We start from the raw sequence: 23,698 nt of genomic DNA on the forward strand, positions 1-23,698 counted from the left end.
TTTAAGGAGGTGTTTTTTTAAATGAAGGTTTATAAGTTTCGAGAACATTCGAAGGCAATGAATTTTTCAGCAGTGTTTAATAATGATGAACATCCCATTCATTCAGATTTTGATGGTAGTCCAAAACAGAATATCTGGACACCAATTAAACTAGAAACCTTGTTTAAAAGAACCTATAAAGATTTTCCGTATTATATCATTGGACAGCCGGTTGTATCGAAAAGAGTGAAGGAACTTATGGAGCCTTTCACCTGCAATGAAGTAGAATTTCTTCCGCTAATTCATGATGATTTTGAGTTTTTTATGGTAAATGTTACTAATGTGCTAGATTGTGTAGATTGGCAGAGATCTGATTTTAGGACATTTGATGATGGTTCATGGGCGGGATTTAATAAACTTGTTTTTGACTTTCATAAAGTGCCAGAAGACACTTATATGTTTAAGATTAATCAGGGAGCAACAACTAGAGTTTATGTCACTGAAGCATTCAAAGATCTAATCGAACGAAATAAACTTAAAGGACTAGATTTTTCACAGGTGTATGATTCTGATTTCACCGAAGCGAAAGAGTTAGAGCAGAAGCGAAACTATGAATCTGCATTAGCGGATATCGAACGAAGTAAAGGACAAGAATTCTACTATGAAGAGGCCGGAGAAAGGGTAGGGCAGGGTAAGGCTGTAGCTAGCGGAAAATGGAAGATGCAGCTTAGTACGAAAGGGAACTTTTTGCTTGGAGAACTCTTACTTGATCTGACCTATCAATGGATAAGACCTATGTATATTCCCCCGATCCTACTTGATTATTTATGGCATGAGGTTGATAAAGACACGATTTAATCCCTAGTTTAATAGAAAGAGGGAGGAATCCACATAGTATCTTCGGCCAATTATCGAAGATGAGAGGAGTCCGAAGGACGCAAAAAAAGATGATCCCATTACAGGAATCATCTCTTTTCCACGTACAAGATATTAAAAAATCAAAGTCTGAATCGAATGTGGAGGACACGCTGTATCCGCAAGTTGCCCTTGATAACGTAAGGCGTAGGGAATTGTATTATCCGTCCGATTTAAGATAACAACAACGATGGATCCGTCTGGATTTTTGAAGGCTGATGTTTCTAGTTGATCGGTATACTTACTTGAAGCGATACGTTTAGCCCCTGGAAGGATGAATTTACTGAATTGCCCGATATAGTAATAAGAGCTTTCATATATGACTTCATTCTGAATTGTATCCGCTATGATTGGAGCATCGCAGTAGTTACCTACATGGTTGGGTCCACCTTGTTCATCCAAGACGATATTCCAATCTGTCCAAGCGGACATCCAATTGTTTAGATTGCCCATGATGTCATGAGCATAGCGTTCTCCGGTCTTCCAAGAATTTAGATGAACACCACCTTCTTGGCATCCTTCTGTAAACACAAGAGCTTTATCAGGAAAACGGTCATGAACAGCAGATAGTGCTTCAAAGTGGTCACCTGAGTACCAGTGAAAACCAATTCCCCAGATGTATTTTGAAGCAGCCTCATCCTCAAAAGCGACCTTTGCACGGTCGTATACCCGCTCTTTATTATGATCCCAGATCATGACTTTAACGTGAGATAATCCATTCACTTCAAGGGCGGGTCCTAGGTGATCGCGAACAAAGTCCTTCTCCTCCTCGGCTGTATAAATACAGGAATCCCAAATTTGCTTAGCCTTGGCTTCATTCTGTACGCTAAGACCCCAAATACGAATACCCTCAGCTTCATAGGCTTGTATATATTTCACAAAATATTGGGCCCAAACCTCAAGGAATTCTGGTTTTAGCTTGCCTCCATTATTCATTTCCCCGTTAGTCTTCATCCAGGCTGGTGGGCTCCAAGGTGAAGAAAACAACTTAAATTCATCGCCTGCGATATTCGCCGCCTTACTGATCAGTGGCATAATCGCTTCGCGGTCTCTCGAAATATCAAAGCTCTCCAAACTAGGATCTTCAACATCTACATAAGAGTAATTACCTAATGAAAAGTCGCAGCTGTTGATATGGGAGCGGCAGAAGGTGTATCCAATACCTGTAGCTTTATCAAAATATGCCTGGAGGATCTCTTGTTGCTTGTCTTCACTTAGTTTGGCAATAGTTACAGCCGAAGCTTCAGTCAAGGCACCACCAAATCCGATGATTTCCTGATACTCAATATCGTCATAAACGTTGATCAATTGGTTCTCACGATCATCATGAAGATCCGGAGTGAAAGTTAGAGCCTCTTGTTCCGTAAGTCGATCCGCAGTGTCTTGAGCAGTTTGAATTACACGTATTTTGTGCATAGTCATGTTCTTATCTCCTTTGTTAGCCGTATAGGTTGAACATAAGTTCATATAGGATAATTATAGAAAGATTAAGTGAGATAAAGAAGAAACAAAACATGTACAAACCTGAACAATATGATAACATCGAAAATATAAAGGGGGATGAAGAACAATGGACTTTGACCTTGAAGTGATCTTATGTGATTATTCAATACACAAAAATCCCTTCCAGATGAATATGAGTAAAGGCACGGATTCATATATATTTCGGTTCCAAGCAGAAGGTAGTAGCCAAGTAGTTCTGGAGTCAGGTGCTTATCAATTATATCCAGGAGACCTACTACTTTTACGTCCAGGAGACCTGTACGATCTGCGTATTAATATGGGGTCGAATGGATCTGGTACAAGTGCGGATTATTATGTATTTTGTAACGGAACTTGGCTAGATCGGTGGTGGGGTCAAGTGAAACGTCCGCAGCTTTCACGGGTCTCTGATGAGGGGAGGTTAAGGGAACTATGGCATCAATTAGTGTTAGAGAAACGGAGATTGGATGGAGGATCAACTGAACTTAAGGTTACTCTACTGCAAGCCTTATGTTATTTAATAGATCGGGCGGTGTCTGAAGTATCCGAGCCTTCCTCAATATCAGCCTATCATGCTCTGCGTATTAAGCATTATTTGGAATCGTATGCGACGAGTTCCATTGAGCTGGAGCAAATAGCAAAGCATGTAGGGCTCAGTATGTCAAGAGTAATGGGGGTGTTTAAGCAAGAGTATGGGATGTCTATTCTTCAATACGTACATAAATTACGTCTTTCTCTAGCTATGGATTTGATGAAATCAAGCCCAATGACTCTTGAACAAATCGCCGAGGCTTCGGGATTTGGTAGCTATACTTATTTCAACCGTATTTTCCGTAACTTTTACGAAGTTTCTCCAGGTACATACCGAAAGGGATTATATGATTAATCGGTTCGAAATGGGTTTATACCTTCTTCTCGGCTCTTCTTCTGAACATAAGGGCGGTATATGTCATCAAAGCGGGTACAGCGATGGTGATACCCACAGTGCCCAAGTAGAAATAGATAGATTCTATAAAGCTATCTTTATTCTCTGTATAGGCAGTTAACCCAAAACCCACGACAGCAAATATCGCGAAAATAAGGGTAACCATTCCCACAGATCTAGTAATTCTATTATACTTCTCGTAAGAGGTATTTCTGTCAGAATAGATGGGAGTTGTGCCAGGTCGGGCTGAAAAGACGTGTATGCTTCCCGCAGAGCAGACATGATTCCATCCAGCGGCTGCAAAGGTATCTACATAATTATTCATATCTGCTTTATGAACTACATGATAATCCATTTCATAGATGAGGTTCTGTGGTTCCGCTTTACGTAGACGATAACCGAGAAAGGCAAAAGACTCCAGTTGCCAGCCTTGCTGTGCCAATTTCCCCATCTTCAGCATCTCTTTTTTCTCTGCAAAGGCGGTCCCTTGTGATGTTATATAGCGATGACTTTTAGTTTTTCTCATATTCGTTCTCCTCCTTAGCGGATTCTATTGCCTTCAATCCATGCTGTGCCATGCGTGAGCGTCGTTCGATTTCGTTCATGACGATCTCTCTGCCTTTGATGGTTACCATATAAGGTTTACGTCGTTCGTCATCCGAACTCCCTGCTTCAATATGTTCGTTCTTCATCATTTTCTTAATTAGCGTATACAGTGTAGCTGGGCCTACCGTTACTTCGCCTTCTGTTAATTCTTCAATGTACTTCATGATCGCGTAACCATGTCTGGGGACAAGAAGCGAGAGTAGAATATAATATGCCGAATCTGTTAGTTGCTCTGTCAACATGGAATCATTTCTAGACAATTCTACACCTCCTTATATATCATGCGTGGATATATCGGCAATGGATATATCCATTACCGATATAATAAATTATGGAAACTTATATGTCAACTTTTTTGAATAACAAAAACGGACTCTGGGTGGCATTCGATTATTGTTATTTGTTCAAATATAATACCAACTCACATGATTCAGTTGGAATTTCTCTTTAAGTATAATGTTCCAATATAAAGGAATATCTGCCTTTATTGTAGAATAGTATTGCAAGATTCAAGTGCTACGACTAAGAAAGGCGGACACAAGAATGCGATTTGATTTCAAAGGGATAATCCGTTTTCTATTTCCTGAATGGAATATTATTCAGGCGATACAAGAGGAAGGGTTCATTTCCAGATACAGACCTAATAATCCAAAACATCAGCATCCACTAAATAATCAAACTCCTGTACCAAGAGGTAGCGGAGGATCTGCTTCCACGATGAATCAGCAGATGCCACCAACTGCGGGGCCGTCGGTTCCAAGTGGGGACGCAAGAAGTAACTCAGCAGGAACGGGATCGTCATGGAGAAGAGATGGATCTCCCAATTCTCAGACAATAGTAACCCCCGATAATACTAATTTAACAGCAATATTCCAAGGTATTAGACACGAAATAGATCGGCGTATTGTTGGGCAACAGCAGTATTTGGATCAGTTGTGCCTTGCATTCAAAAGACCTTATGTTACCGGGTATGACCGCTTGAAGCCAAAGAATATCATCGTTGTGCTAGGCCCCGAAGGAACAGGAAAACGAACCAGTATTACTCATATGGCTGGTCTACTTCACGAGCGTAGGCTTGCCACCAATCCTCTAATTTCAATCATAGATCTCTCACTTTATACCCATGATTCCGAGTTAAGGCTATTTTTATCTGACTTATACAAATGTTTATATAATACGCCAGAAATCGTTCTATTCGAGAACCCAGAGAAATGCCATCCTAGTATAATTGATGTCATTACGACATTGAGCTTAATAGGGAAATATACATTTGGCGCAAGGTATATCTTTCAGGATAATAACTTGATTGAGGCAACCGGCGCACTTCTAAGCAACTCGATCAGCGAAATCGGGGTTAATGGCAAGATTTTTGTGGTTTCTTCAGTCAAATCGGAGCAAGAGGTTCAGGATATTTTTGGCATTAAGTTTATGAATATAGTGGGCGACTTCATCTTTACAGGAGATTTTAGCGATAGCGATCTATTGGAGCTTGCGATGAATTACATGAAAGCTCTCGGCAAAAAATGTGTCGCTCAGTTGGCAGTTACTCTGTTCTGGGATCAAGCTGTTCATGAACGAATCATCATGGCTTATCGAAGTGCTACGGGAGCTAGTGGCATTGAAATATTTATCCAAGATAATCTCTATAGGCCTCTAGCGGAGTATAAATTGAGAAATGCGCTACAGCCAAATGAATCCATCAAGATATCTGTTCTAGATGGAGGGTTCGTCGCAGAGATCAGAGGAATCCAAGTTCATCTGGCAGATGTCCTCCCTCGTAAACGCAACACTGGCCTTGAAGAGATCAAGCAGGAATTAGTTAAGATTATTGGGATTGAATCAGTCAAGCAATATATCCTGCAGCTGGAGGATAATCTTAAGGTTCAACAAATTCGTGAAAATGCAGGTTTTAAGAATTCGCAAGTTTCTATGCATATGATCTTTACTGGGAATCCTGGCACAGGAAAAACGACGATTGCACGAATCGTAGCCAAATATCTCAAAGCTTTAGGGATCCTCTCAACCGGACAATTGCGGGAGGTAACTCGCTCGGATCTTATCGGCCAATATGTAGGGCATACTGCAAAACTTACTCAAGATGTGATCAAGTCAGCGTTAGGAGGCATACTCTTCATTGACGAGGCTTATTCTTTATGCCGAGACAAGTATGATACTTTTGGTCTTGAAGCTATTGATACCCTTGTTAAAAGTATGGAAGACAACCGGGATGATTTGGTAGTTATTTTGGCCGGATATAAGGAAGAAATGAATGATTTTCTTAAAGTAAATAGCGGCTTGAAATCAAGGTTTCCTAATATCATTGAGTTTGAGGATTACACATCTGAAGAAATGTACCAAATATCTCTGGTTATAGCTAAAACAAAAGGTTATCAGATTGCAGAAGACTGTAAGGACCCTCTCATTCAGCTATATGATCAAAAACAAATCAAAGGGAAAAATGATAGTGGCAATGGGCGTCTGGTTCGTAATGTAATAGAGGCTACAATTCTTAACCAATCGAAGCGGGTGCTTGAGCATGCTGGGATACCACTCGATATGCTTTTATATGAAGATTTTAAGTTTGATGAAAGAAGTGGATTCGATCTTGAGGCGCGATTGGCACCGATTATTGGACTTGAACAAGTAAAAGAGTTTGTGAGGACCCAGTACCGACAACTCATTGCACAGGAAAAACGAAAGAGTGCCGGAATTCAGGTTGATGTAACCCAATCTTTGCATATGGTTTTCAGTGGTAACCCGGGAACTGGTAAGACGACAATAGCTAGGATTGTGGCTGATATGTTCAGGGATATGGGGTTATTGAAATCCGGGCAACTGGTTGAGATAGACCGAGGTGGCCTTGTCGACAAGTATGTCGGTCATACAGCTCAGAAAACGGAGGAAGTTTTCAGGTCAGCACTAGGTGGGGTGTTGTTTATTGACGAGGCGTATGCCTTAGCATCTGACGGTGATAGTTTCGGAAATGAAGCTATCAATACACTCGTTAAGCTTATTGAAGACTATCGTGGCGAAGTCATTGTCATTTTGGCAGGTTACCAGAAGGAAATGAGTGATTTCCTTAAGGTTAATCCGGGGCTAGACTCACGTTTCCCTCTAAAAATCAATTTTCCGGATTATACAGCAGCAGAGTTGCAAGCCATTGCTCTTAAATTTATATCAGACAAGGGCTTTATGTTAGCTGAAGCCGGAAACATCATTTTAAATGAACAAATTAATATTTTGTATAAGCATCAAAGTACTCCGTCTGGAAATGGCCGTATGATTCGAAACTATATCGAAGAGATCACAAGAAATCAATCGGCCCGAATTGCAATGAACGAAATAGCCTTGGAAGATATGAATGTGATTATACCGTCTGATATTGAACCTAAGAGCACGGAATTGATCAACTTTGACCTCGAAGCTGAACTTAGTAAGATTATCGGTCTGGATGAAGTTAAAGATTACATTCGAAGTTTGAATGCAAGGTTAAGAGTGCAGAAGGAGCGCAAAAAGCTCGGACTTACGGTGGATGAATCCATGACGCTTCATATGATTTTTAAAGGAAACCCTGGAACGGGAAAAACGATGGTTGCGCGCACGATAGCCCAAGTACTATATAACATAGGTGTTATAAAAACCAACAAACTGGTTGAAACGGATAGGTCTCTTCTTGTCGCTGGCTATGTAGGGCAGACGGCAATTCAGACGCGGGAAATCTTTATGAATGCACTAGATGGAGTACTATTTATTGATGAAGCCTATGCACTTGCGCAGGGTGGTATCAGTGATTTCGGTAAGGAAGCGATTGATACATTAGTCAAGTTGATGGATGATTACAGGGATCGAATTGTTATAGTTCTAGCTGGATATAGTCGGAATATGGACAGTTTCCTAACTGTGAATCCAGGGCTTAAATCGAGATTTCCAAACATCATCACATTCGAGAATTACAATACCGAGCAATTGATGCAGATCTCTGAAAAATTCTTTATAGGTAAAGGGTATGAGCTGGACGAATCAGCTAAGATCAAACTAAGTGATCTGTTGGAGGGTGCCAGAAGAGATCCATACTTTGGTAATGGGCGTTACGTTCGCAACGTATACGAAAAAGCAGTTAATAATCAAGCCATTCGTCTGAGTGCGGATACTGATTTGACTAGAGAAGATTTAATTACTATTAGTGGATTTGATATAGGGGGAGGATAAGGAAATGAAACCGTTCTTTGCAAACGCATTTGCATTCATCTATTTCGCTGCTCTGATACTCCCTATGTTACTAGTGATATTTATAATACACCTGTTATTCTTAAGCGATGTGAGCACAATTCGTACTTCAGGATTCTCTGGGCCAAGTGGTGACTTTATTATTGTCGGATTATGTGGCTTTATTATCGGCCTGTCGTTGCTGATCCCACCACTTCGCATAATGTATCGAGTGTTACCTTGGTTATTTCCATTAGTACAAATAGGGTTCATAAATATCGTTATTTTAGAAGTAGCACTTATTATTTTGAACTATGGCTATGAAGTAAATAATGAAGTGAGACATACTACGTTCTATATTCTAATGATTGTGCAGATCGTCATATGTCGATTAGCTATGTCCGTATATTACAAGGTTAAGCCATTGAGATCCGAGGGGAGGAGAACCGCTAGTGGACAAACAACAACAGGACATTTTTAAAAGAGATGAAACATCAGCAAAGACACAAAACATGGACTTCAATACACCTCCCTCATTCGAAGGTGGAGATCCTGGGGGAGAGGAATCTCGTAACCCGCTGGATCGACGCATGAAGATATTTGGTGCGATATGTATGTTTGCAATTATAGTTCCTTTAATGATATCTGGTAGGTCTACAGTGTACGACTCCTCCGTATCAGCGCAAAATGTGCTATCTAGCAAAGTATCTGCAGCGGTAAAAGCAGGAGTTGTTTTGTTACCTGCTGATGAAAAGATGGGAGCACAGGATTATACAGTCAAGCATCAATCCACAGCTGAACAAACTAAGATATGGGTTTGGGATTACGCAGCTGAAGATGGTGATTACGTACAGGTATTGGTGAATGGGGTTCCTTTTACAGATTCGTTTATGATCAAGCATAAGCCAAAAACATTTGTGGTACCAGCGATTGGTGATATTCAGATTAAGGGCATCCGTGACGGTGGTGGAGGTATTACTTATGCGATCAGATACGAAGTCAACGGAAAAAGTTACTTCAACGGCACGCCTGAGGGAGAATTTAATACATATACTTTGGTAAGGTAGGCTGTTGTACAGATAAACAAAAATGACCCTCATAACGGGGGTCATTTTTGTTGGGATTAGACTTGCCCAATATAGCTACGTGTCAGATTAGGCATGATAAGCACGTTATTCTTACTGTATTTATAATACAATTCAGATAGGGATTGGATAAAGTGACTATAACTATCGTCTGTCTCTTTCGGAGCGTAAGAGGATGATAAATTGCGTCCGATGAAACTATTCAAATCATACTCTAAATGGTTTTCAAATTCTTTGTATTCATATGTTCCATTCCTAAAAAAATGCTGAAACATTTCAGGTGTTTCCTCGATACCTCCGCTGAATCCCACAAATGCAGAGCAATGTTTCCTACATATTTCGGCGTTTTCTAAAACTAGATCACTTGAAGAGACCTTGCTATTCCACACCAATGCGACGTTCGCATCTTGTTTTAATATTCGCTGACATTCCAATTTAAATTTATCTTTGTCGAACCAATGAAAGGCCTGAGCAACAGTAATTAAATCTACACTACTATTGGGTAAGCCGGTATTTTCAGCGGCAGCATTTAGAGAAGTAAACTGCTCATAATGATTTAATTCATCTTCTGCTGAGATTCGCATATCGTTATTTGGTTCTATGGCAATGACTTTCAAATTTTGATCGAGAAGTTGCTTGGTTAGTATTCCCGTGCCAGATCCTATATCAGCTAAGGTGTGAGTATTGGTTAATCCATTTCTATTGATTAGATAATCAATGTATGCCATAGGGTAGCTAGAACGATATTTGGAATAAATAGTCGCTTTTCCTGTGAATTTATTAGTAAATTCCATACTGATAACCTCCTCTAAAATTAACCGCTAATCGATTGTTGATGATGTTGATGATGCCTGTTCACCATAAACAGTAAGGAAGACGCGATACATAGACAGAAGAGGATCAAATATAGAAATTGTCCTCCCATGCGATCGATGATAATGCCTCCCAACGTATTGCCGATAATGCCCCCAAGTCCCGCAGTTACAGCCGCATATATCGTTTGCAACGTTGCGTTTGTTCCCTTTGTGGCATAACTCTGTACGACTTCAACAGCAGTACCTGCAACGAAAGCATATGCAATGCCATTTAATAACTGAACTACAAGCGTCAAAGTGACGTTGGAGAAGATGAACATTGCGAAATATTGAACGCCATAAATCGCGGCAGCTACGCATAGTAGCTGGTATCTGCCGATTTTTCGGCTAAGCTTGGTCGCTACCCAGAACATAGGAACCTCAATAAGGGCGGCAATTGCAAATGCGCTACCGATCCAGCTCTTATTAAAGCCCATCTCTTTAAAGTATAACGGCAAAAAGTTCATATTAATGGAGGCGGACATCATCATGAGCATGCTTGTGACAACGAATATCATAAATGGTTTGTTGCGAATGACCGCGCCCATTTGACCATAAATTGATATTTTACTACGGGTGACTTTAGCTCCGGGGAAGAACATAATGACGATGCATACGGTCGCACAAATAATTAAATAATAAATAAAGATATTGTTGTAACCGAATTTATTGTAAATAATACCTGTTGCGAATGTTCCTATCGCGTAGCTTAAGGCTCCCCATAGCCTAATGCTACCAAAAGAATATCCTTTTTTACTAGCAATCTCTACGGCCATTGAATCTCCAATCGGTCCTGCAGAAGATTGAAACCACGCGAAAAAGATAGACAATACGATGATTCCAATCATTCCATCCACAAATTGAAATCCCATGCCCAGCACCGGAGCTGTTATGGCACAAATCATCAGAATTTTTCGAGGATTGTTGATGCGGTCATTGATCATCCCCATAATGGGCTGCGCAACGATACTTACCAAAGCCCATAAGGACAAGATGAGTCCGACCGTAGTAGAGCTGTAACCCCGCTCGCTAAAATACAGGCTAGTATAGGGCATAAGAACAGACATGGCCAAGTAAAATAAAAAATAATAGCTTGCTAGTGTCTTCAAAGAAGTATCTCCTCATTTCCGCTGTAGACAGAATTTCTGTTAAGATCTCATTGTTTTGTTATAACATTAAATAAAATAGATTAGAAGCCGCAATTGTGTTGTAGTTTTTCTTTGTTAGGAAAAAGGTGTATGCTAGAATACTCTCATATACATATATTCAGCCGAATAAATAATTTAAGAGGAAGTAGGAGTGCTGTTGCAGCAAAATAATGGGAAACCAACGTCATCAAATTTACTGAAGTGGCTGGGAGGGGCGGGGGTCTTTCTTCTTCTCAAAGGCAAGGCGCTGCTTTCTGTTCTTAAATTCAGTAAATTTGCTGGACCCGTAATTTCTATGATGGTGTCGGTAGGCGCCTACGCATTAATCTATCCATGGAGTTTTGCTATTGGGTTTGTATTGTTGTTACTTGTTCATGAGCTAGGTCATGTTATCGCAGCGAAACAGAAGGGACTGCCGGTCAGTGCACCGTTATTTATTCCCTTTGTTGGTGCATTAATATCTATGAAACAACGACCGTTGGATGCGCAAACCGAAGCTTATATCGCCTTTGGGGGACCTCTTCTCGGGACAGTTGGTGCGACGGCTGTTTTTTGGGCGGCTTTGTATTTTGATCATCCCTTACTATATTCACTTGCTTATGTTGGCTTTTTTCTGAATCTCATCAATTTACTTCCGATCCATCCGCTTGATGGAGGACGGATTTCTACTGCAGTTTCACGCTGGTTATGGTTGGTTGGATTAGTGGGTGGTTTGGTCGTTATTTTTTATATGCGATCGTTTTTATTCTTCATTATTTGGGCACTATTTGCTTATGATTTATTCAATAAGTATATTCGGCGGCGTAAGAATCATAAAAATCATTTCATCATGAAGAGTTTTGTAATACCGCTTACGCAACTGCAAAGTGAAGGATACATGATACCTGGACCTGAGCACAAAAGGAATTTACCATTTGCTACGTATAGCGACCTGAACCGACAGCAACATGTGACCATCTTCTGGGAGAGCCTAGGACTCCGAGGCATAGCACAACTTCCGCAGCAAAGTATTATTCATAAAGTAAGTGTAGCTGGAGTGGATCAGGTTTATTTGGAGGACGGACCACATCTCAAGGTGAATTGTGAGATAAACTTTACCGTTTACGATAATGATAAGTACTATGATGTGCCCACAAATGTACGTTGGAAATACGGTATCAGTTATTTTTGTTTAGCCGGACTATTAGGGATTATGATGTATATGGTGCAATCTAATCATCTTTGATATATCTTCGAAAAAAACAAGCCGAACTCCCAAATGGGAGATCGGCTTGTTCTATTTAATGATTCAATTATTGATTAGGAGCTGCCATGCTGTCATCTTGAGTGATAATTACAATTTCAGCATTCGTGATACCTGGCAATGATCTAGTCATCATGGATGAGTGGTAGGCAACAATTTTCATACCTGCTTTCAATTCTACTTGACCACCAAGTATAGAGATCACTTTAGTATCTTCCGAGATATTCAAAATGACATCGTTTTGACGAGAGTTGTCAGAACCTACATTTACATATACTTGGTCTTTTGCTACATCGTCTGTTGCAGAGATTGTACCCTCAATTTTGTTGGTTGCTTCTGCCTTAACGACGATTTTGTCAGCATGTGTTTGGCCTGGGAAGCTAAGTGCCATCACTGGACCATAGTAAGCATCAACACGAACATCAGCTTTCAATGCATCTTTAGTTAATGTATTACCTTCTTCGTCAACGATTTGAGTTTTCTCATCAACGGAAAGCATGACATAATCGGTTCCGCCTTGTTTCATTGCGCTTCCGATCAAAGTGATTCTGTGATCCTCTACATTTGTAATAATACCGTTCGTACCGGCAACCTCCTCTTGAACGGACTCTTCTACTTCTGTATTCACCACGACATAGTTGGTTGTGGATTGAGCTGGAATGCTCATAGTTACAGCAGGTCCATAAAATGCTTTGACACTCATGCCAACTTTGATATCAGCGGCTTTGATGGCTTTACCATTTTGATCAATAATTACAGCTTTGTTGGCAAAGTGTAATACCATCGTGTCCTCGTTCGAGTTATAGATGTCTTTACCTGTTACAACAATTCCGTTTTCTTGCACTTCGGTTACCTTACCGTCAATTCCAGTGAAGCTTTGGTCTTGAACAATAAGTGTCAATGCGGTTCCGCGTGCTGGAATACTTTTTGTGATACTAGGACTGTAAAATGCTTTAACGGCTTTCTTCTCATCCATAATCGTTTGTAGAGCTACGCGTTTACCTTTAGAATCTATAATTTTAGTATCTTTAGTGATGGAAAGAACGATTTCGCTTTGATCGGATGGTGTAACACCACGACCTGTTACGGTAATGAACTTGCCGGTTTTATCATTTGTAAAGTCAGTAATTTGCCCCATAGTACCTGAAATCACTTTGAGTTGGCTCAGAATGTTACCAAGGCTAATTTGTCCGTAATGAGCTGGTGCAGCGGTTGGGATGCTTTGTGCATTTGCTGCCACTGGCATAGCTGCCATCGTTAGAATAGATGCTGTTGCTATTACTTTATACATTTTGTTCATTTGTCATACCTCCATTATTTGTGTAGATATTCAACCTAGGTGCTTGGAAAGTTAATTTAAGCCAAATAGGCTTGTTTATATAATTCTAGACGGTGAGGTCCCGTGAAATGTTGCAGTTTGTATGGGAATCTCTTTAGATTTCATATATTTACTATGGGTATATGTGTATCAATTAACATTAATTTAGAAGTGATTCGAGTTGGGATCCATGTTACGATTTGGACGTACCAAAAATCATGCCGAAGCCCATTCGGGCACGGGGGAACCATTTATTGGGGTGAAGTCGCAAGCATGTGACAAGGGGAATCCACTTTGACCCGAACCCGTCAGCTAACCTCGTAGGCTACAAAGGGAGAGATTTATTTTATGAAGTACAAGTTTAAAAATATGGTTATCACCGGAGCTCTTATTCTAGCACCAGTTCTAGCGGCAAGCCCGACAATGGCTGCTCCGAAAGATGTGGCTACTCAGGTTCCGAATTTTAATATGATAAACATTGAAAGCTACGGCTTTTATTTTAATACTCAGAACTGGTCTGAGCTTTTGGATAAGCTAGGACTTAATATTAAGCCTGTTATCTCACAACCAGATGTTACATTACCGGACAATAGCAAGCCTGAATCTAGTACTCCGGAATCTAGCAAACCGGAAACTAGTGATCCGGTGAAACCAAGTACTCCAGTAGAACCGAGTACTCCAGTAGTGCCAAGCACTCCAGTGAAACCAAGTACACCAGCACCAGAACCATCAAATCCTGGAACAGGAACGGATAATGGGGATCAAGCTGTGAAGGATGATTTTGCTGCACAAGTGGTTGATCTAGTGAACCAAGAACGTGCTAAGGTAGGACTTCAACCTTTGAAATCCGATTCTGCACTTACTAATGTCGCGATGCTGAAAGCGAAAGATATGTATAACAACAATTATTTCGACCATAATTCGCCGACTCTTGGATCTCCGTTTGATTTGATGAACGCGCAAGGTATTCAATATCGTACGGCTGGTGAGAATATTGCCAAAGGGCAACGTACACCAGCAGAAGTGATGAATGCATGGATGAATAGCGATGGTCACCGTAAAAACATTCTAAGTGCTAATTACACTACAATCGGTGTAGCGTACTATAATGGTGTGTGGGTACAAGAATTTATCGGATAATAATAACTTTGGAATGGAAGCCTGCAGGTATACCTGCGGGCTTTTTTTGTGTTAAAAATGACGACAAAGTTAACGTTTTGAGCCACTTTAAAACAATAAATAATAATCCTATGTAAATACCTATGTTATATGTGAAATGTGGCGCAAAATGTGGTATGTTAATGTAAATTGTGTTAAAACGGGAGCGGTTTCTAATGAAAGTGAGCATTTTCGATGTTGCCAAAAAGTCGGGTCTGTCGGTCGTTACGGTATCCAGGGTATTGAATAATGCGACATCTGTACGGCCGAAGAATAGGGAACGAGTATTACAGGCGATGAAAGACCTGGATTACCGCCCGAATGCATCTGCTCGAAGCCTGGCAAGTGGCAAAACCGGTATTATCGGGCTAATGTTGAACACATTACATGATACTGTTCTTGATGCTGTAATTACGGAGATTAACGATTACTTAGCGGAGCATGATTATTTCTTGGCGCTTTCTATTTCACAGCATGAAGACACATTCCACCGTTCCTTATTTCAGGAAGATCGGGTAGATGGAGTGATCTTGTTGTCTCCAACAGATCCGGACATGTATATAATGGAACTTAAGAAGAGAAAAATCCCTTTTGTCATCCTGGATAATCAGCAGCGTACTCCTTCGGCCCCTTCAGTTATTATAAACAATTTCAAAGGTGGCTATGATGCGACAAAGCATCTGATCGATCTTGGGCATACTGAGATTGCTCACGTAAGTGGACCTAGCCTAGTCACAAGTAGCGAGGATCGGGAGAAAGGGTATTTGTTTGCGCTCGAAGAGGCAGGACTGAAGCCATTTGGTATTGAACAAGGGAATTTCAATATTCCCTCAGGTTACAATGTCGCGAGGCGTTGGATTGAATCGGGCACGTTACCTACTGCGGTTTTCGCAGCAGATGATTTTATGGCGATTGGTGTAATGGATGCATTTAAGAATGAGGGAATCCGAATTCCCCAAGATGTATCGATTGTTGGATTTGATGACCAAGTATATGCCGATGAGTTTCATCCATCATTGACGACGATTCGTGTACCATTCAAAAAGATCGGGAGGCAGGGCGTAAATATCCTGCTGAATTTAATCAAGGATCCGTCCAAACGAAATGCGACTGTGGAACTTGATCCGAAGTTAATTGTGAGAGAATCCTCAGGGGTGCCACGGCACTCTTCATAAATAAACAGAATTCAAGCATAATGCCAAATGGGATAAGCTTTATATCTGGAGTCTTCTAGGTTGCTACTTTTGTAGTATACCTGAAGGCTCCTTTTTTATTTGTATAATTAATAATCATTTCATGAACGCAATATGGTGTCGCAGGGTGTGTGGTTATGTCTTATTATTATGCAAAAAAGGATGCTTGCACAAAGTGTAAGTTTAACCGTTTAAACTTAAAAGCATATATTTTGTGATTATTTACACCTTCTATTTTTATAAAATAGTGCAGTTTTTGTGTAGGAAAAGGCGGAATCGTATTAAAAAGGAGTATTGAACAAAGATGAAGACTATTGTGTTATATAACATAACATAAAAGAATGGATTAAGACAATGATAATGAAATTAGGTTGGGTTTTAATAAAAATATAACGTTATATGTAATGTAATTATGTTGAGTTCATCAAAAAGATATTTAAATCATCGTATTTAGTATTATTGGATCTATATTGTTAGACGATAATTAGAATACATGACATCGATAAAGCGCTTTAATTTATTATTTAATCGAAAAACTCAGTTTATTTTTAAAAAGGTATTGTCAAACATCATGAATATGATTATTATAAGCTCATAACATATAAAGTTAAAGCCCTTTAACTTTATGAACAACATCTTGGTAAAGCAAAATAAAAAAGGGGAGGGATTGTAAGGATGAAATTATCTGAGTCCAAGCGCGAGAATTTTTATTTCTACCTATTCATCTTGCCGTGGTTAATCGGATTTTTAGTCTTTGCGTTATATCCAATTTTAGCATCACTGTATTATAGCTTTACGGATTACGACATTATTAGTAGTCCTAGGTTTATCGGCTTGGACAATTTCAGAGAGCTATTCCAAGACGAGTTATTCTACAAGTCGATTCTCGTCACGCTGAAGTATACCTTTATTAGTGTTCCACTCGGTCTATTTCTATCCTTAATTTTCGCGATGCTCATTAATATGAAGATACCTGCCCGTGGCTTTTTCCGCACAGCGATGTATTTTCCGAGTATGGTATCCGGCGTTTCGATGTCACTTTTGTGGTTCTGGATTTTTAATCCGGAAGCGGGTATCTTCAACTACATTCTTTCCTTATTCGGTGTTAAGGGACCTGCTTGGTTCTTAGACGAAAAGTTTGCAATGTGGGGCCTAATTATTATGACGTTCTGGGGCGTAGGCGCTGGGATGATTATATTCTTGGCCGGTTTGCAGGGCGTTCCAGCTAGTTTGCTTGAAGCTGCAAAGTTGGATGGAGCAGGAAAATGGCGGTCATTTTGGAGCGTAACGTTCCCGATGATTTCTCCCGTATTTTTATTCCAATTGATTATGGCAGTAATTGAATCATTCCAAGTATTTACGCAAGCTTACGTTATGACTCAGGGTGGTCCGAACTACTCAACACGATTCTACGTCTTCAACGTATATGTGAGCGCATTCAAAGATTTCCGTCTCGGGTATGCTGCTGCGATGGCGTGGTTATTGTTGGTTGCAATTCTGATTGTAACCGTGATCATTATGAAATCTTCGAATCGATTCGTTTACTACGAGGGGGGACGGGATTAATGAGTGATACCGTGATTGATAAAACTCCGAATATTATTATTGATCCTACAAAAGTAAAAGGTGACCGGAAGAGAAAAATGACTGTTGGCGAAATAGTTGCATTTGTTTTATTGATTCTCCTCACCTGTACGATGTTGTTTCCAGTGATATTCATGATATCTACCGCATTGAAAACATCAAAAGAAATGCTGCAATTTCCACCGACTATTATTCCTGAAACATTTGCTTGGGACAATTTCAAGACACTGTTTACTAATGATGAAATTAAATTCGGTATCCTTTATAAGAATAGTATTATTGTCGCCGGATTGTCAGTTGTAGGAACGGTCTTCTCATCCGCACTAGTGGCGTATGGTTTCTCAAGATACCGGGCTAAAGGGAAGAAGATCATGTTCATGTTGATGATCTCAACAATGATGTTACCTTATCCTGCGGTCATGATTCCTCAATTCATACTCTTCTCTAATTTAGGCTGGATGAACACATTCTTGCCGTTGATTGTACCGACTTTCCTTGGTTCAGCCTATCAAATTTTCCTATTAAGACAGTTCTTCATGTCATTGCCAAATGAATTATATGATTCTGGTAAAATCGACGGCTGTAGTGAATTTAGGTTGTTCTGGAAAATAGCACTTCCGCTTTCAGGTCCTGCCTTAGCTACAGTTGCTATATTCACGTTTATCTGGACTTGGAACGATCTATTGGGACCTGTACTGTACTTAAGTTCTCAAGAAAAGTTTACTTTGCCAGTTGGGTTAGCGGCTATGATGTCGTCTAAGTTCCGGATTGCCCCTTACAACTTGTTGATGTGTGCGTCTATCATGACGACTTTGCCAGTTGTTGCGATCTTTGCTTCTGCACAGAAGCATTTTACTGAGGGTATTGTTCTTACCGGTATTAAGTAATTGATCAGATGCAGTAACGTTCAATTATTTGATATATATACAAACCAAACTTTTTTAAAGGGGGATTTTAGAATGAATCAAGCTAAGAAAAAGTGGTTGATACTTCCAAGTTTAATTTTGGTGTTCGTGTTAGTCTTGTCTGCTTGTGGTGGAGGTGGTAGCAATAGTGGCGGGGAGAAGGACTCGGGTCCTGTAACTATTACGTACTATACGATCGATTCTCCAGATAGAACTTATGTAGAGAAATTGATTCCTGACTTCGAAAAAGCAAATCCGAACATTAAAGTCAAAGTAGAGAAAGCTCCTTACGAACAATTTGACTCCAAACTGCAAGCAAACATTGCAGCAAAGAACTCGCCTGATATCACATCGCACTTTGGTTATGGTGGATTCGCGGAGTATTACAACAAGGATCTACTAGCTGACCTTACAGATATTATGAGTGAAGATGGCTTTAAAGGTTCAGATTTTGGGATTTCAGATGAGTTAATGGACATTTACAAAGTTGACGGTAAAACATACGGCATTCCTTTCAGCAACTACGTTACCATATTACTTTATAACAAAGATATGTTTGATAAAGCAGGCTTGCCTTATCCTCCTTCAGATTATGAAGATAAAAGTTGGACTTTCGATAAAATGGTTGAAGTGGCTGACAAGTTGACAGTTCGTGATGATGATATTGAGAAATCAGCATACGGCGTTAACTTCGGATGGGGTGAGTTGGATATGAGACCAGCTTACTTCGGGGTAAATGTATATTCCGATGATACATGGACAAATGGTGGTAAACCAAGCGAAACGCATTTCGATTCTCCAGAAGCGATCGCAGCTTACCAGAAACTGATCGACTTGATCTGGGATAAGAAGGTTTCTCCTCCTCCAGCATGGTCTAAATCTGTAGCAGGTCAATTCGGAGATCCGTTCTTGTCTGGTAAAGTGGGCATGACGGTTGGTGGTTCATGGGCTTTGGCGAGCCAGGATCAGTTCAACTTTAAAATTGGTGTAGCAGCTGTTCCATACGGCGGAAATGACAAAGAGAGAAGCGTATTGTATGTTGACCCATTATTCGTATTGAAGGGTTCCAAGCATCCAAAAGAATCTTATGAGTTCATTAAATTCCTCATTTCCAAAGACGTTCAGGAGAAATCCATTGAATTGAGCGGTGGTACACCTCCGATTAATGACCAAGCCAAAGAAAAATACTATAACAGTTTCGATGGTGTTGATCCAGTGGCGATTAAGAATGTATATGACGGAGCGAATAAATACGGCGTAGAATCTTACAATCACTTGGTAGCAAACTACTCGCAAATTAATGAATTGTTCATTAACGAGTTTGCTGCTGCTGAGAACAATACGAGTCCAGTTGACGTAGTTATGCAAGGAATTCAGAAGAAACTGGATAAACTTCTGGAACGCGTAAACAAATAAGGCAAGGTAACATAAGTGAAAATGGTAGGGGAATGGAGTAATTCCTTCCCCTATTTTATACCTTTTCATTTTATACCGGTTGCTTTAGGAGCGAAATAAGATGAAGGTAAGCATTTTTGATGTAGCCAAAAAATCGGGTTTGTCGGTTGTGACGGTTTCTCGCGTCTTAAATAATTCAACTAGTGTGCGGGAGAAAAATAGGTTAAAGGTTTTAGAGGCGATGAAAGAGCTAGATTATCATCCGAATGCAGCTGCCCGCAGTCTGGCAAGAGGAGAGACCAGAATTATCGGATTAGTTGTCACGACGCTCAAAGACTCCTTTTTGGATGAGATTGTGAGAGCAATTACAGATACAGCAGAGGCACAGGGGTATTATGTTGCATTATCCGTTACCTCTGGTTTACAAGATAAAAGACATTATTTGTTCAAGGAAGACCGTGTGGATGGTGTTCTTTTATTGTCGCCCATGCATGAGGATGAATACACACTAGAGCTCAAAAAGAGCCAAATTCCGTTTGTCTTACTCGACAATCAGCTGTTGAGTTCGTCCGCAACTTCCGTAATCGTAGATAATTTCAAAGGCGGATATGATGCTACGAAACATCTAATTGATTTGGGTCATAAAGAAATTGCACATATTAGCGGTCCAGAGCTGTTTCTTAGTAGTCGTGAAAGGGAACGTGGATTCCGTTCAGCTTTAGAAGAATCGGGATTACAGCCTTTCCATATAGAACGTGGAAATTTCGAAATATCGACGGGTTATCAAATTGCCCGTAGTTGGATTGATTCCGGCAACTTACCCACTGCGTTATTTGCTTGTGATGACTATGTAGCGCTTGGTGCCATGAATGCATTTAGAAATGAAGGAATCAGAGTGCCTGAAGATATTTCGATTATCGGATTTGATGACCAGGTCATCGCTTCGGAATTTCGTCCTATGTTGACGACGATACGACAACCAGCGGAGCAAATCGGAAGGACGGGAGTTGAGTTGTTGCTTAAGAGTATAAGCGGAGTAGCCAAGCGTAATGTGACGGTTCAATTAATTCCCGAGCTTGTTATTCGGGAATCGACAGCCCGTAGACTCTGACAAACATGCAATTATAGGAGTGAATCCGTTGAAATATTATATGGGCGTAGATGGTGGCGGTAGCAAAACGTATACACTGATCACCGATCAATCTGGGAAGATCGTAGGTAAAGGGCAAAGCGGAAATGGCAATCATCAAACGGACTACGAGGAAGCAAAGCACAATATACGAGAGTCCGTAGAGATGGCGCTTAATCAAGCAGGTCTTAGTCAGAGCGATATTTCATTCGCTTATTTTGGGTTAGCTGGTGCTGATAGAGAAGTAGACTATCAGATCTTACGACCGATGATCGCAGAACTTGGATTACCGCATCATGATGTGAATTGCGATACGATGATTGCCCTTCGAGCAGGGACTGATCGCCCTTATGGCGTTGTATTGATCTGTGGGACGGGAACGAACAGTGCGGGGGTAAATCCACGAGGTGACTTTTATCAGTGCGGAGGATTCTCCTATGAATTTGGAGACTTCGGCGGTGGTGAATCACTTAGTGTCGAAGCATTCCGTTCTGTTATTCGCGCATGGGACGGACGAGAGCAACCGACATTATTAACTGAAATGCTGCTACAGGAAATGGGTTACGACAATATGTCGACTCTGTTCAACGATTGTTTGGATGAAGATAAGATGCCACCACTTAGTACGGTGAAGTTGATTTTTCAAGCTGCGGCTCAGGGTGATGAGGTAGCTATTCGCATTTTGCGTGCGCAGGGCGTAGAGTTGGCCAAGACAGCAGTGGCTGTCATCAAGCGCTTAGGTATGGAGAATGAGAAGTTTGATGTCGTGCTAGCAGGCAGTGTACTTACTCGCGGGGAAGCGAGATTTATTCACCCTTATATCGAGCAGGCGGTTAAAGAGTGTGCGCCTTCTGCTTCATTAGCCAAACTTCAGGTAGAACCTGTTGTTGGTGCGGTATGGTTGGCCTTTGAGGCAGATGGGAATGAGATTTCCAAGGAAGTGTATGAACAACTTCGGACCGTATCGGATTATAGCTTGGTGTAATTAGGTAATGTTTCAGAAAGATGATTAACATAATTAGCTAGTGGAAGGGAAGATGGTTACAATGGGTAATTCCAAAGGTTTGAAAATAGCAGTTATTGGCGGCGGTTCTTCATATACACCGGAAATCGTCGAAGGCTTTATTCGGAAGTATGAGCAGCTACCTGTTAGGGAGTTATGGTTGGTCGATATTGAGCAAGGCAGACATAAACTCGAAATTGTCGGCGAACTCGCTAAGCGCATGGTTGCCAAATCGGGGCTTCCGATCGAAGTACATTTAACCCTGGATCGCCGTGAAGCGATAGCGGGGGCTGATTTTATCACGACTCAAATGAGGGTTGGTTTGCTAGAGGCTCGGAAATGGGATGAGCATATCCCTAACCAGCACGGAGTAATCGGTCAAGAAACGACAGGACCTGGCGGAATGATGAAGGCGCTACGGACAATTCCTGTCCTGCTAGATATCTGCCGAGATATTGAAGAGTTAAGTCCTAACGCATGGCTTTTAAACTTTACCAACCCAGCAGGAATGGTTACGGAAGCGATTAACCGGTATTCCAAAGTGAAAAGTATCGGACTATGCAATGCGCCGATTGGTTTGCAGAAGCGGTTGAGTGAACAATATCAAACGCCGATCGAACACATTTATACCGAGTTTGTAGGGTTAAATCACTTGCACTGGGTAACGCGTATCGAGGTTGACGGAGTGGATAGACTTCAAGAGATGTTGGATAACCGAGAAGACTATTCAGCTAAGAATGTTCCCCCATCCGAATGGGATCCTGAATTCCTGAAGGGATTAGGAGGACTTCCCTCTTATTATTTGAAATATTTCTATATGACGGATATTATGCTTGAAGAACAAGTGGAGTCTATGAAAGCGAATGGAACTCGTGCGGAAGTTGTGAAGAGAGTTGAAGACGAGTTATTTGAACTGTATAAGGATCCCAATTTGCAGGATAAGCCGAAGCAATTGGAGCAACGTGGTGGTGCGTACTATTCGGAAGCTGCCGTTAATCTGATGGATTCACTTTATAACGATAAGCGGGACATCCAGACTTTAAACGTCTCGAACGGAAACATTCTTGATTTCCTACCGGCGAACGCGAGCATTGAAGTGAACTGTGTCGTTACGAATAAAGGCCCTATTCCGTTATCCGTTACGGAAGTTCCAGAGCAAATCAAGGGATTAATCCATGCGGTCAAAACCTATGAGAGACTCACTATTGAAGCTGCGGTAACCGGCGACAGAGGAATAGCGCTTCAAGCAATGGTGAGCCATCCGCTAGTTCCATCAGTTAGTGTGGCTAGAACATTGCTAGATGAGATGCTGGAGCGTAACAAGCCGTATTTACCTGCATTTTTTGAATAAAACATATTATTTCTACTAGGCCTGTACTGTTAGCATTATATAAGAAGTGACTTACAGAACTCGCTAGAAGCACTTAATCACGGGGTACTTAACTGATGAATAGGCGTTTCTAGCGAGTTTTTAGTTGGTTTTACGCGTCGGTATCCTATTAATAGGAAGCAGGGGAGTAGGACTTGATACACGGTATAATTGTCTTATATTTACAAAAATACTTAAATA

Annotated in this window: 20 protein-coding genes and 1 riboswitch; of the genes, 14 read left to right on the plus strand and 6 right to left on the minus strand. The window is 40.8% G+C overall.

Going from position 1 to position 23,698, the window contains the following annotated elements:
- The first annotated feature begins 21 nt into the window (after window positions 1–21).
- Complete coding sequence (locus tag NST85_RS02065; RefSeq protein WP_341188396.1) at window positions 22–837, plus strand: imm11 family protein; 816 nt, start codon at window positions 22–24, stop codon at window positions 835–837.
- Between the two features lie 132 nt (window positions 838–969).
- Here NST85_RS02065 and NST85_RS02070 read toward each other — a convergent pair whose 3' ends face one another.
- The gene (locus tag NST85_RS02070) at window positions 970–2,316 is read right to left on the minus strand and encodes a glycoside hydrolase family 30 protein (RefSeq protein ID WP_246054198.1); all 1,347 of its coding nucleotides are present in this window, start codon (window positions 2,314–2,316) and stop codon (window positions 970–972) included.
- 148 nt (window positions 2,317–2,464) lie between these two features.
- Between NST85_RS02070 and NST85_RS02075 the strand changes: the two genes are divergently transcribed.
- Complete coding sequence (locus NST85_RS02075; protein WP_127193142.1) at window positions 2,465–3,262, plus strand: helix-turn-helix transcriptional regulator; 798 nt, start codon at window positions 2,465–2,467, stop codon at window positions 3,260–3,262.
- A 16-nt stretch (window positions 3,263–3,278) separates the two neighbouring features.
- Here the strand turns inward: NST85_RS02075 and NST85_RS02080 are convergent, their stop codons facing one another.
- Together NST85_RS02080 and NST85_RS02085 are read right to left on the minus strand one after the other, a co-directional pair.
- Window positions 3,279–3,827, minus strand: coding sequence for a DUF2812 domain-containing protein (locus NST85_RS02080; protein WP_127193141.1), 549 nt, complete (start codon window positions 3,825–3,827; stop codon window positions 3,279–3,281).
- Window positions 3,814–4,149 (minus strand): PadR family transcriptional regulator, encoded by a 336-nt coding sequence (locus NST85_RS02085; protein ID WP_127193160.1) that lies wholly within the window; start codon window positions 4,147–4,149, stop codon window positions 3,814–3,816. The genes NST85_RS02080 and NST85_RS02085 overlap by 14 nt, the downstream gene beginning before the upstream one ends.
- Before the next feature lie 301 nt (window positions 4,150–4,450).
- Between NST85_RS02085 and NST85_RS02090 the strand changes: the two genes are divergently transcribed.
- The 3 genes from NST85_RS02090 to NST85_RS02100 are packed head-to-tail and all read left to right on the plus strand — an operon-like array spanning window position 4,451 to window position 9,180.
- Window positions 4,451–8,116 (plus strand): AAA family ATPase, encoded by a 3,666-nt coding sequence (locus tag NST85_RS02090; RefSeq protein WP_127193140.1) that lies wholly within the window; start codon window positions 4,451–4,453, stop codon window positions 8,114–8,116.
- A gap of 4 nt (window positions 8,117–8,120) precedes the next feature.
- On the plus strand, window positions 8,121–8,594 hold the full coding sequence (locus NST85_RS02095) for a hypothetical protein (protein ID WP_127193139.1): 474 nt from the start codon (window positions 8,121–8,123) through the stop codon (window positions 8,592–8,594).
- A complete protein-coding gene (locus NST85_RS02100) occupies window positions 8,566–9,180 on the plus strand; it encodes a hypothetical protein (protein WP_127193138.1) in 615 nt (204 codons plus the stop codon). Before NST85_RS02095 ends, NST85_RS02100 begins: the two co-directional genes overlap by 29 nt.
- 56 nt (window positions 9,181–9,236) lie before the next feature.
- Here the strand turns inward: NST85_RS02100 and NST85_RS02105 are convergent, their stop codons facing one another.
- Together NST85_RS02105 and NST85_RS02110 are read right to left on the minus strand one after the other, a co-directional pair.
- On the minus strand, window positions 9,237–9,992 hold the full coding sequence (locus NST85_RS02105; protein ID WP_127193137.1) for a class I SAM-dependent methyltransferase: 756 nt from the start codon (window positions 9,990–9,992) through the stop codon (window positions 9,237–9,239).
- 20 nt (window positions 9,993–10,012) lie between these two features.
- On the minus strand, window positions 10,013–11,161 hold the full coding sequence (locus tag NST85_RS02110; protein ID WP_127193136.1) for an MFS transporter: 1,149 nt from the start codon (window positions 11,159–11,161) through the stop codon (window positions 10,013–10,015).
- A gap of 193 nt (window positions 11,162–11,354) precedes the next feature.
- Here NST85_RS02110 and NST85_RS02115 point away from each other — a divergent pair, with 193 nt between their 5' ends.
- On the plus strand, window positions 11,355–12,425 hold the full coding sequence (locus NST85_RS02115) for a site-2 protease family protein (RefSeq protein ID WP_341191059.1): 1,071 nt from the start codon (window positions 11,355–11,357) through the stop codon (window positions 12,423–12,425).
- Window positions 12,426–12,492: 67 nt separating this feature from the next.
- On the opposite strand, the gene NST85_RS02120 is transcribed toward NST85_RS02115, so the two are convergent.
- Window positions 12,493–13,743 (minus strand): peptidase, encoded by a 1,251-nt coding sequence (locus tag NST85_RS02120; protein ID WP_341188397.1) that lies wholly within the window; start codon window positions 13,741–13,743, stop codon window positions 12,493–12,495.
- Between the two features lie 227 nt (window positions 13,744–13,970).
- A riboswitch (cyclic di-AMP (ydaO/yuaA leader) is annotated at window positions 13,971–14,103 on the plus strand.
- 6 nt (window positions 14,104–14,109) lie between these two features.
- Here NST85_RS02120 and NST85_RS02125 point away from each other — a divergent pair.
- The 8 genes from NST85_RS02125 to NST85_RS02160 all read left to right on the plus strand — a co-directional run bounded on the left by NST85_RS02125 (window position 14,110) and on the right by NST85_RS02160 (window position 23,479).
- Window positions 14,110–14,901 carry a CAP domain-containing protein gene (locus NST85_RS02125; protein WP_341188398.1) on the plus strand — a complete coding sequence of 264 codons (792 nt, stop codon included), beginning with the start codon at window positions 14,110–14,112 and terminating at the stop codon, window positions 14,899–14,901.
- A 194-nt stretch (window positions 14,902–15,095) separates the two neighbouring features.
- Window positions 15,096–16,094 carry a LacI family DNA-binding transcriptional regulator gene (locus NST85_RS02130; RefSeq protein ID WP_307398326.1) on the plus strand — a complete coding sequence of 333 codons (999 nt, stop codon included), beginning with the start codon at window positions 15,096–15,098 and terminating at the stop codon, window positions 16,092–16,094.
- Between the two features lie 693 nt (window positions 16,095–16,787).
- On the plus strand, window positions 16,788–17,678 hold the full coding sequence (locus NST85_RS02135) for a carbohydrate ABC transporter permease (protein ID WP_127193132.1): 891 nt from the start codon (window positions 16,788–16,790) through the stop codon (window positions 17,676–17,678).
- The gene (locus NST85_RS02140; protein WP_341188399.1) at window positions 17,678–18,583 is read left to right on the plus strand and encodes a carbohydrate ABC transporter permease; all 906 of its coding nucleotides are present in this window, start codon (window positions 17,678–17,680) and stop codon (window positions 18,581–18,583) included. Before NST85_RS02135 ends, NST85_RS02140 begins: the two co-directional genes overlap by 1 nt.
- Window positions 18,584–18,655: 72 nt before the next feature.
- A complete protein-coding gene (locus NST85_RS02145; RefSeq protein ID WP_307398322.1) occupies window positions 18,656–20,017 on the plus strand; it encodes an ABC transporter substrate-binding protein in 1,362 nt (453 codons plus the stop codon).
- Window positions 20,018–20,117: 100 nt separating this feature from the next.
- Window positions 20,118–21,107: a LacI family DNA-binding transcriptional regulator gene (locus tag NST85_RS02150; RefSeq protein ID WP_341188400.1), complete on the plus strand. Its 990-nt coding sequence runs from the start codon at window positions 20,118–20,120 to the stop codon at window positions 21,105–21,107.
- A gap of 19 nt (window positions 21,108–21,126) precedes the next feature.
- Entirely contained in the window at window positions 21,127–22,110 is a 984-nt protein-coding gene (locus NST85_RS02155; protein ID WP_341188401.1) for an N-acetylglucosamine kinase, read from the plus strand.
- A 61-nt stretch (window positions 22,111–22,171) separates the two neighbouring features.
- Entirely contained in the window at window positions 22,172–23,479 is a 1,308-nt protein-coding gene (locus tag NST85_RS02160) for a 6-phospho-beta-glucosidase (protein ID WP_341188402.1), read from the plus strand.
- The last annotated feature ends 219 nt before the right edge of the window (window positions 23,480–23,698 follow it).

The organism is Paenibacillus sp. FSL K6-2524, assembly GCF_038005525.1.
GTDB classification, from domain to species: Bacteria; Bacillota; Bacilli; order Paenibacillales; family Paenibacillaceae; genus Fontibacillus; species Fontibacillus anaericanus.

What these genes read in the sequence shown, in the direction of transcription:
- NST85_RS02065 (WP_341188396.1), top strand. Translation starts at nt 22, where the DNA reads ATGAAGGTTTATAAGTTTCGAGAACATTCGAAGGCAATGAATTTTTCA.
- NST85_RS02070 (WP_246054198.1), bottom strand. Translation starts at nt 2,316, where the DNA reads ATGACTATGCACAAAATACGTGTAATTCAAACTGCTCAAGACACTGCG.
- NST85_RS02075 (WP_127193142.1), top strand. Translation starts at nt 2,465, where the DNA reads ATGGACTTTGACCTTGAAGTGATCTTATGTGATTATTCAATACACAAA.
- NST85_RS02080 (WP_127193141.1), bottom strand. Translation starts at nt 3,827, where the DNA reads ATGAGAAAAACTAAAAGTCATCGCTATATAACATCACAAGGGACCGCC.
- NST85_RS02085 (WP_127193160.1), bottom strand. Translation starts at nt 4,149, where the DNA reads ATGTTGACAGAGCAACTAACAGATTCGGCATATTATATTCTACTCTCG.
- NST85_RS02090 (WP_127193140.1), top strand. Translation starts at nt 4,451, where the DNA reads ATGCGATTTGATTTCAAAGGGATAATCCGTTTTCTATTTCCTGAATGG.
- NST85_RS02095 (WP_127193139.1), top strand. Translation starts at nt 8,121, where the DNA reads ATGAAACCGTTCTTTGCAAACGCATTTGCATTCATCTATTTCGCTGCT.
- NST85_RS02105 (WP_127193137.1), bottom strand. Translation starts at nt 9,992, where the DNA reads ATGGAATTTACTAATAAATTCACAGGAAAAGCGACTATTTATTCCAAA.
- NST85_RS02120 (WP_341188397.1), bottom strand. Translation starts at nt 13,743, where the DNA reads ATGAACAAAATGTATAAAGTAATAGCAACAGCATCTATTCTAACGATG.
- NST85_RS02125 (WP_341188398.1), top strand. Translation starts at nt 14,110, where the DNA reads ATGAAGTACAAGTTTAAAAATATGGTTATCACCGGAGCTCTTATTCTA.
- NST85_RS02130 (WP_307398326.1), top strand. Translation starts at nt 15,096, where the DNA reads ATGAAAGTGAGCATTTTCGATGTTGCCAAAAAGTCGGGTCTGTCGGTC.
- NST85_RS02135 (WP_127193132.1), top strand. Translation starts at nt 16,788, where the DNA reads ATGAAATTATCTGAGTCCAAGCGCGAGAATTTTTATTTCTACCTATTC.
- NST85_RS02140 (WP_341188399.1), top strand. Translation starts at nt 17,678, where the DNA reads ATGAGTGATACCGTGATTGATAAAACTCCGAATATTATTATTGATCCT.
- NST85_RS02145 (WP_307398322.1), top strand. Translation starts at nt 18,656, where the DNA reads ATGAATCAAGCTAAGAAAAAGTGGTTGATACTTCCAAGTTTAATTTTG.
- NST85_RS02150 (WP_341188400.1), top strand. Translation starts at nt 20,118, where the DNA reads ATGAAGGTAAGCATTTTTGATGTAGCCAAAAAATCGGGTTTGTCGGTT.
- NST85_RS02160 (WP_341188402.1), top strand. Translation starts at nt 22,172, where the DNA reads ATGGGTAATTCCAAAGGTTTGAAAATAGCAGTTATTGGCGGCGGTTCT.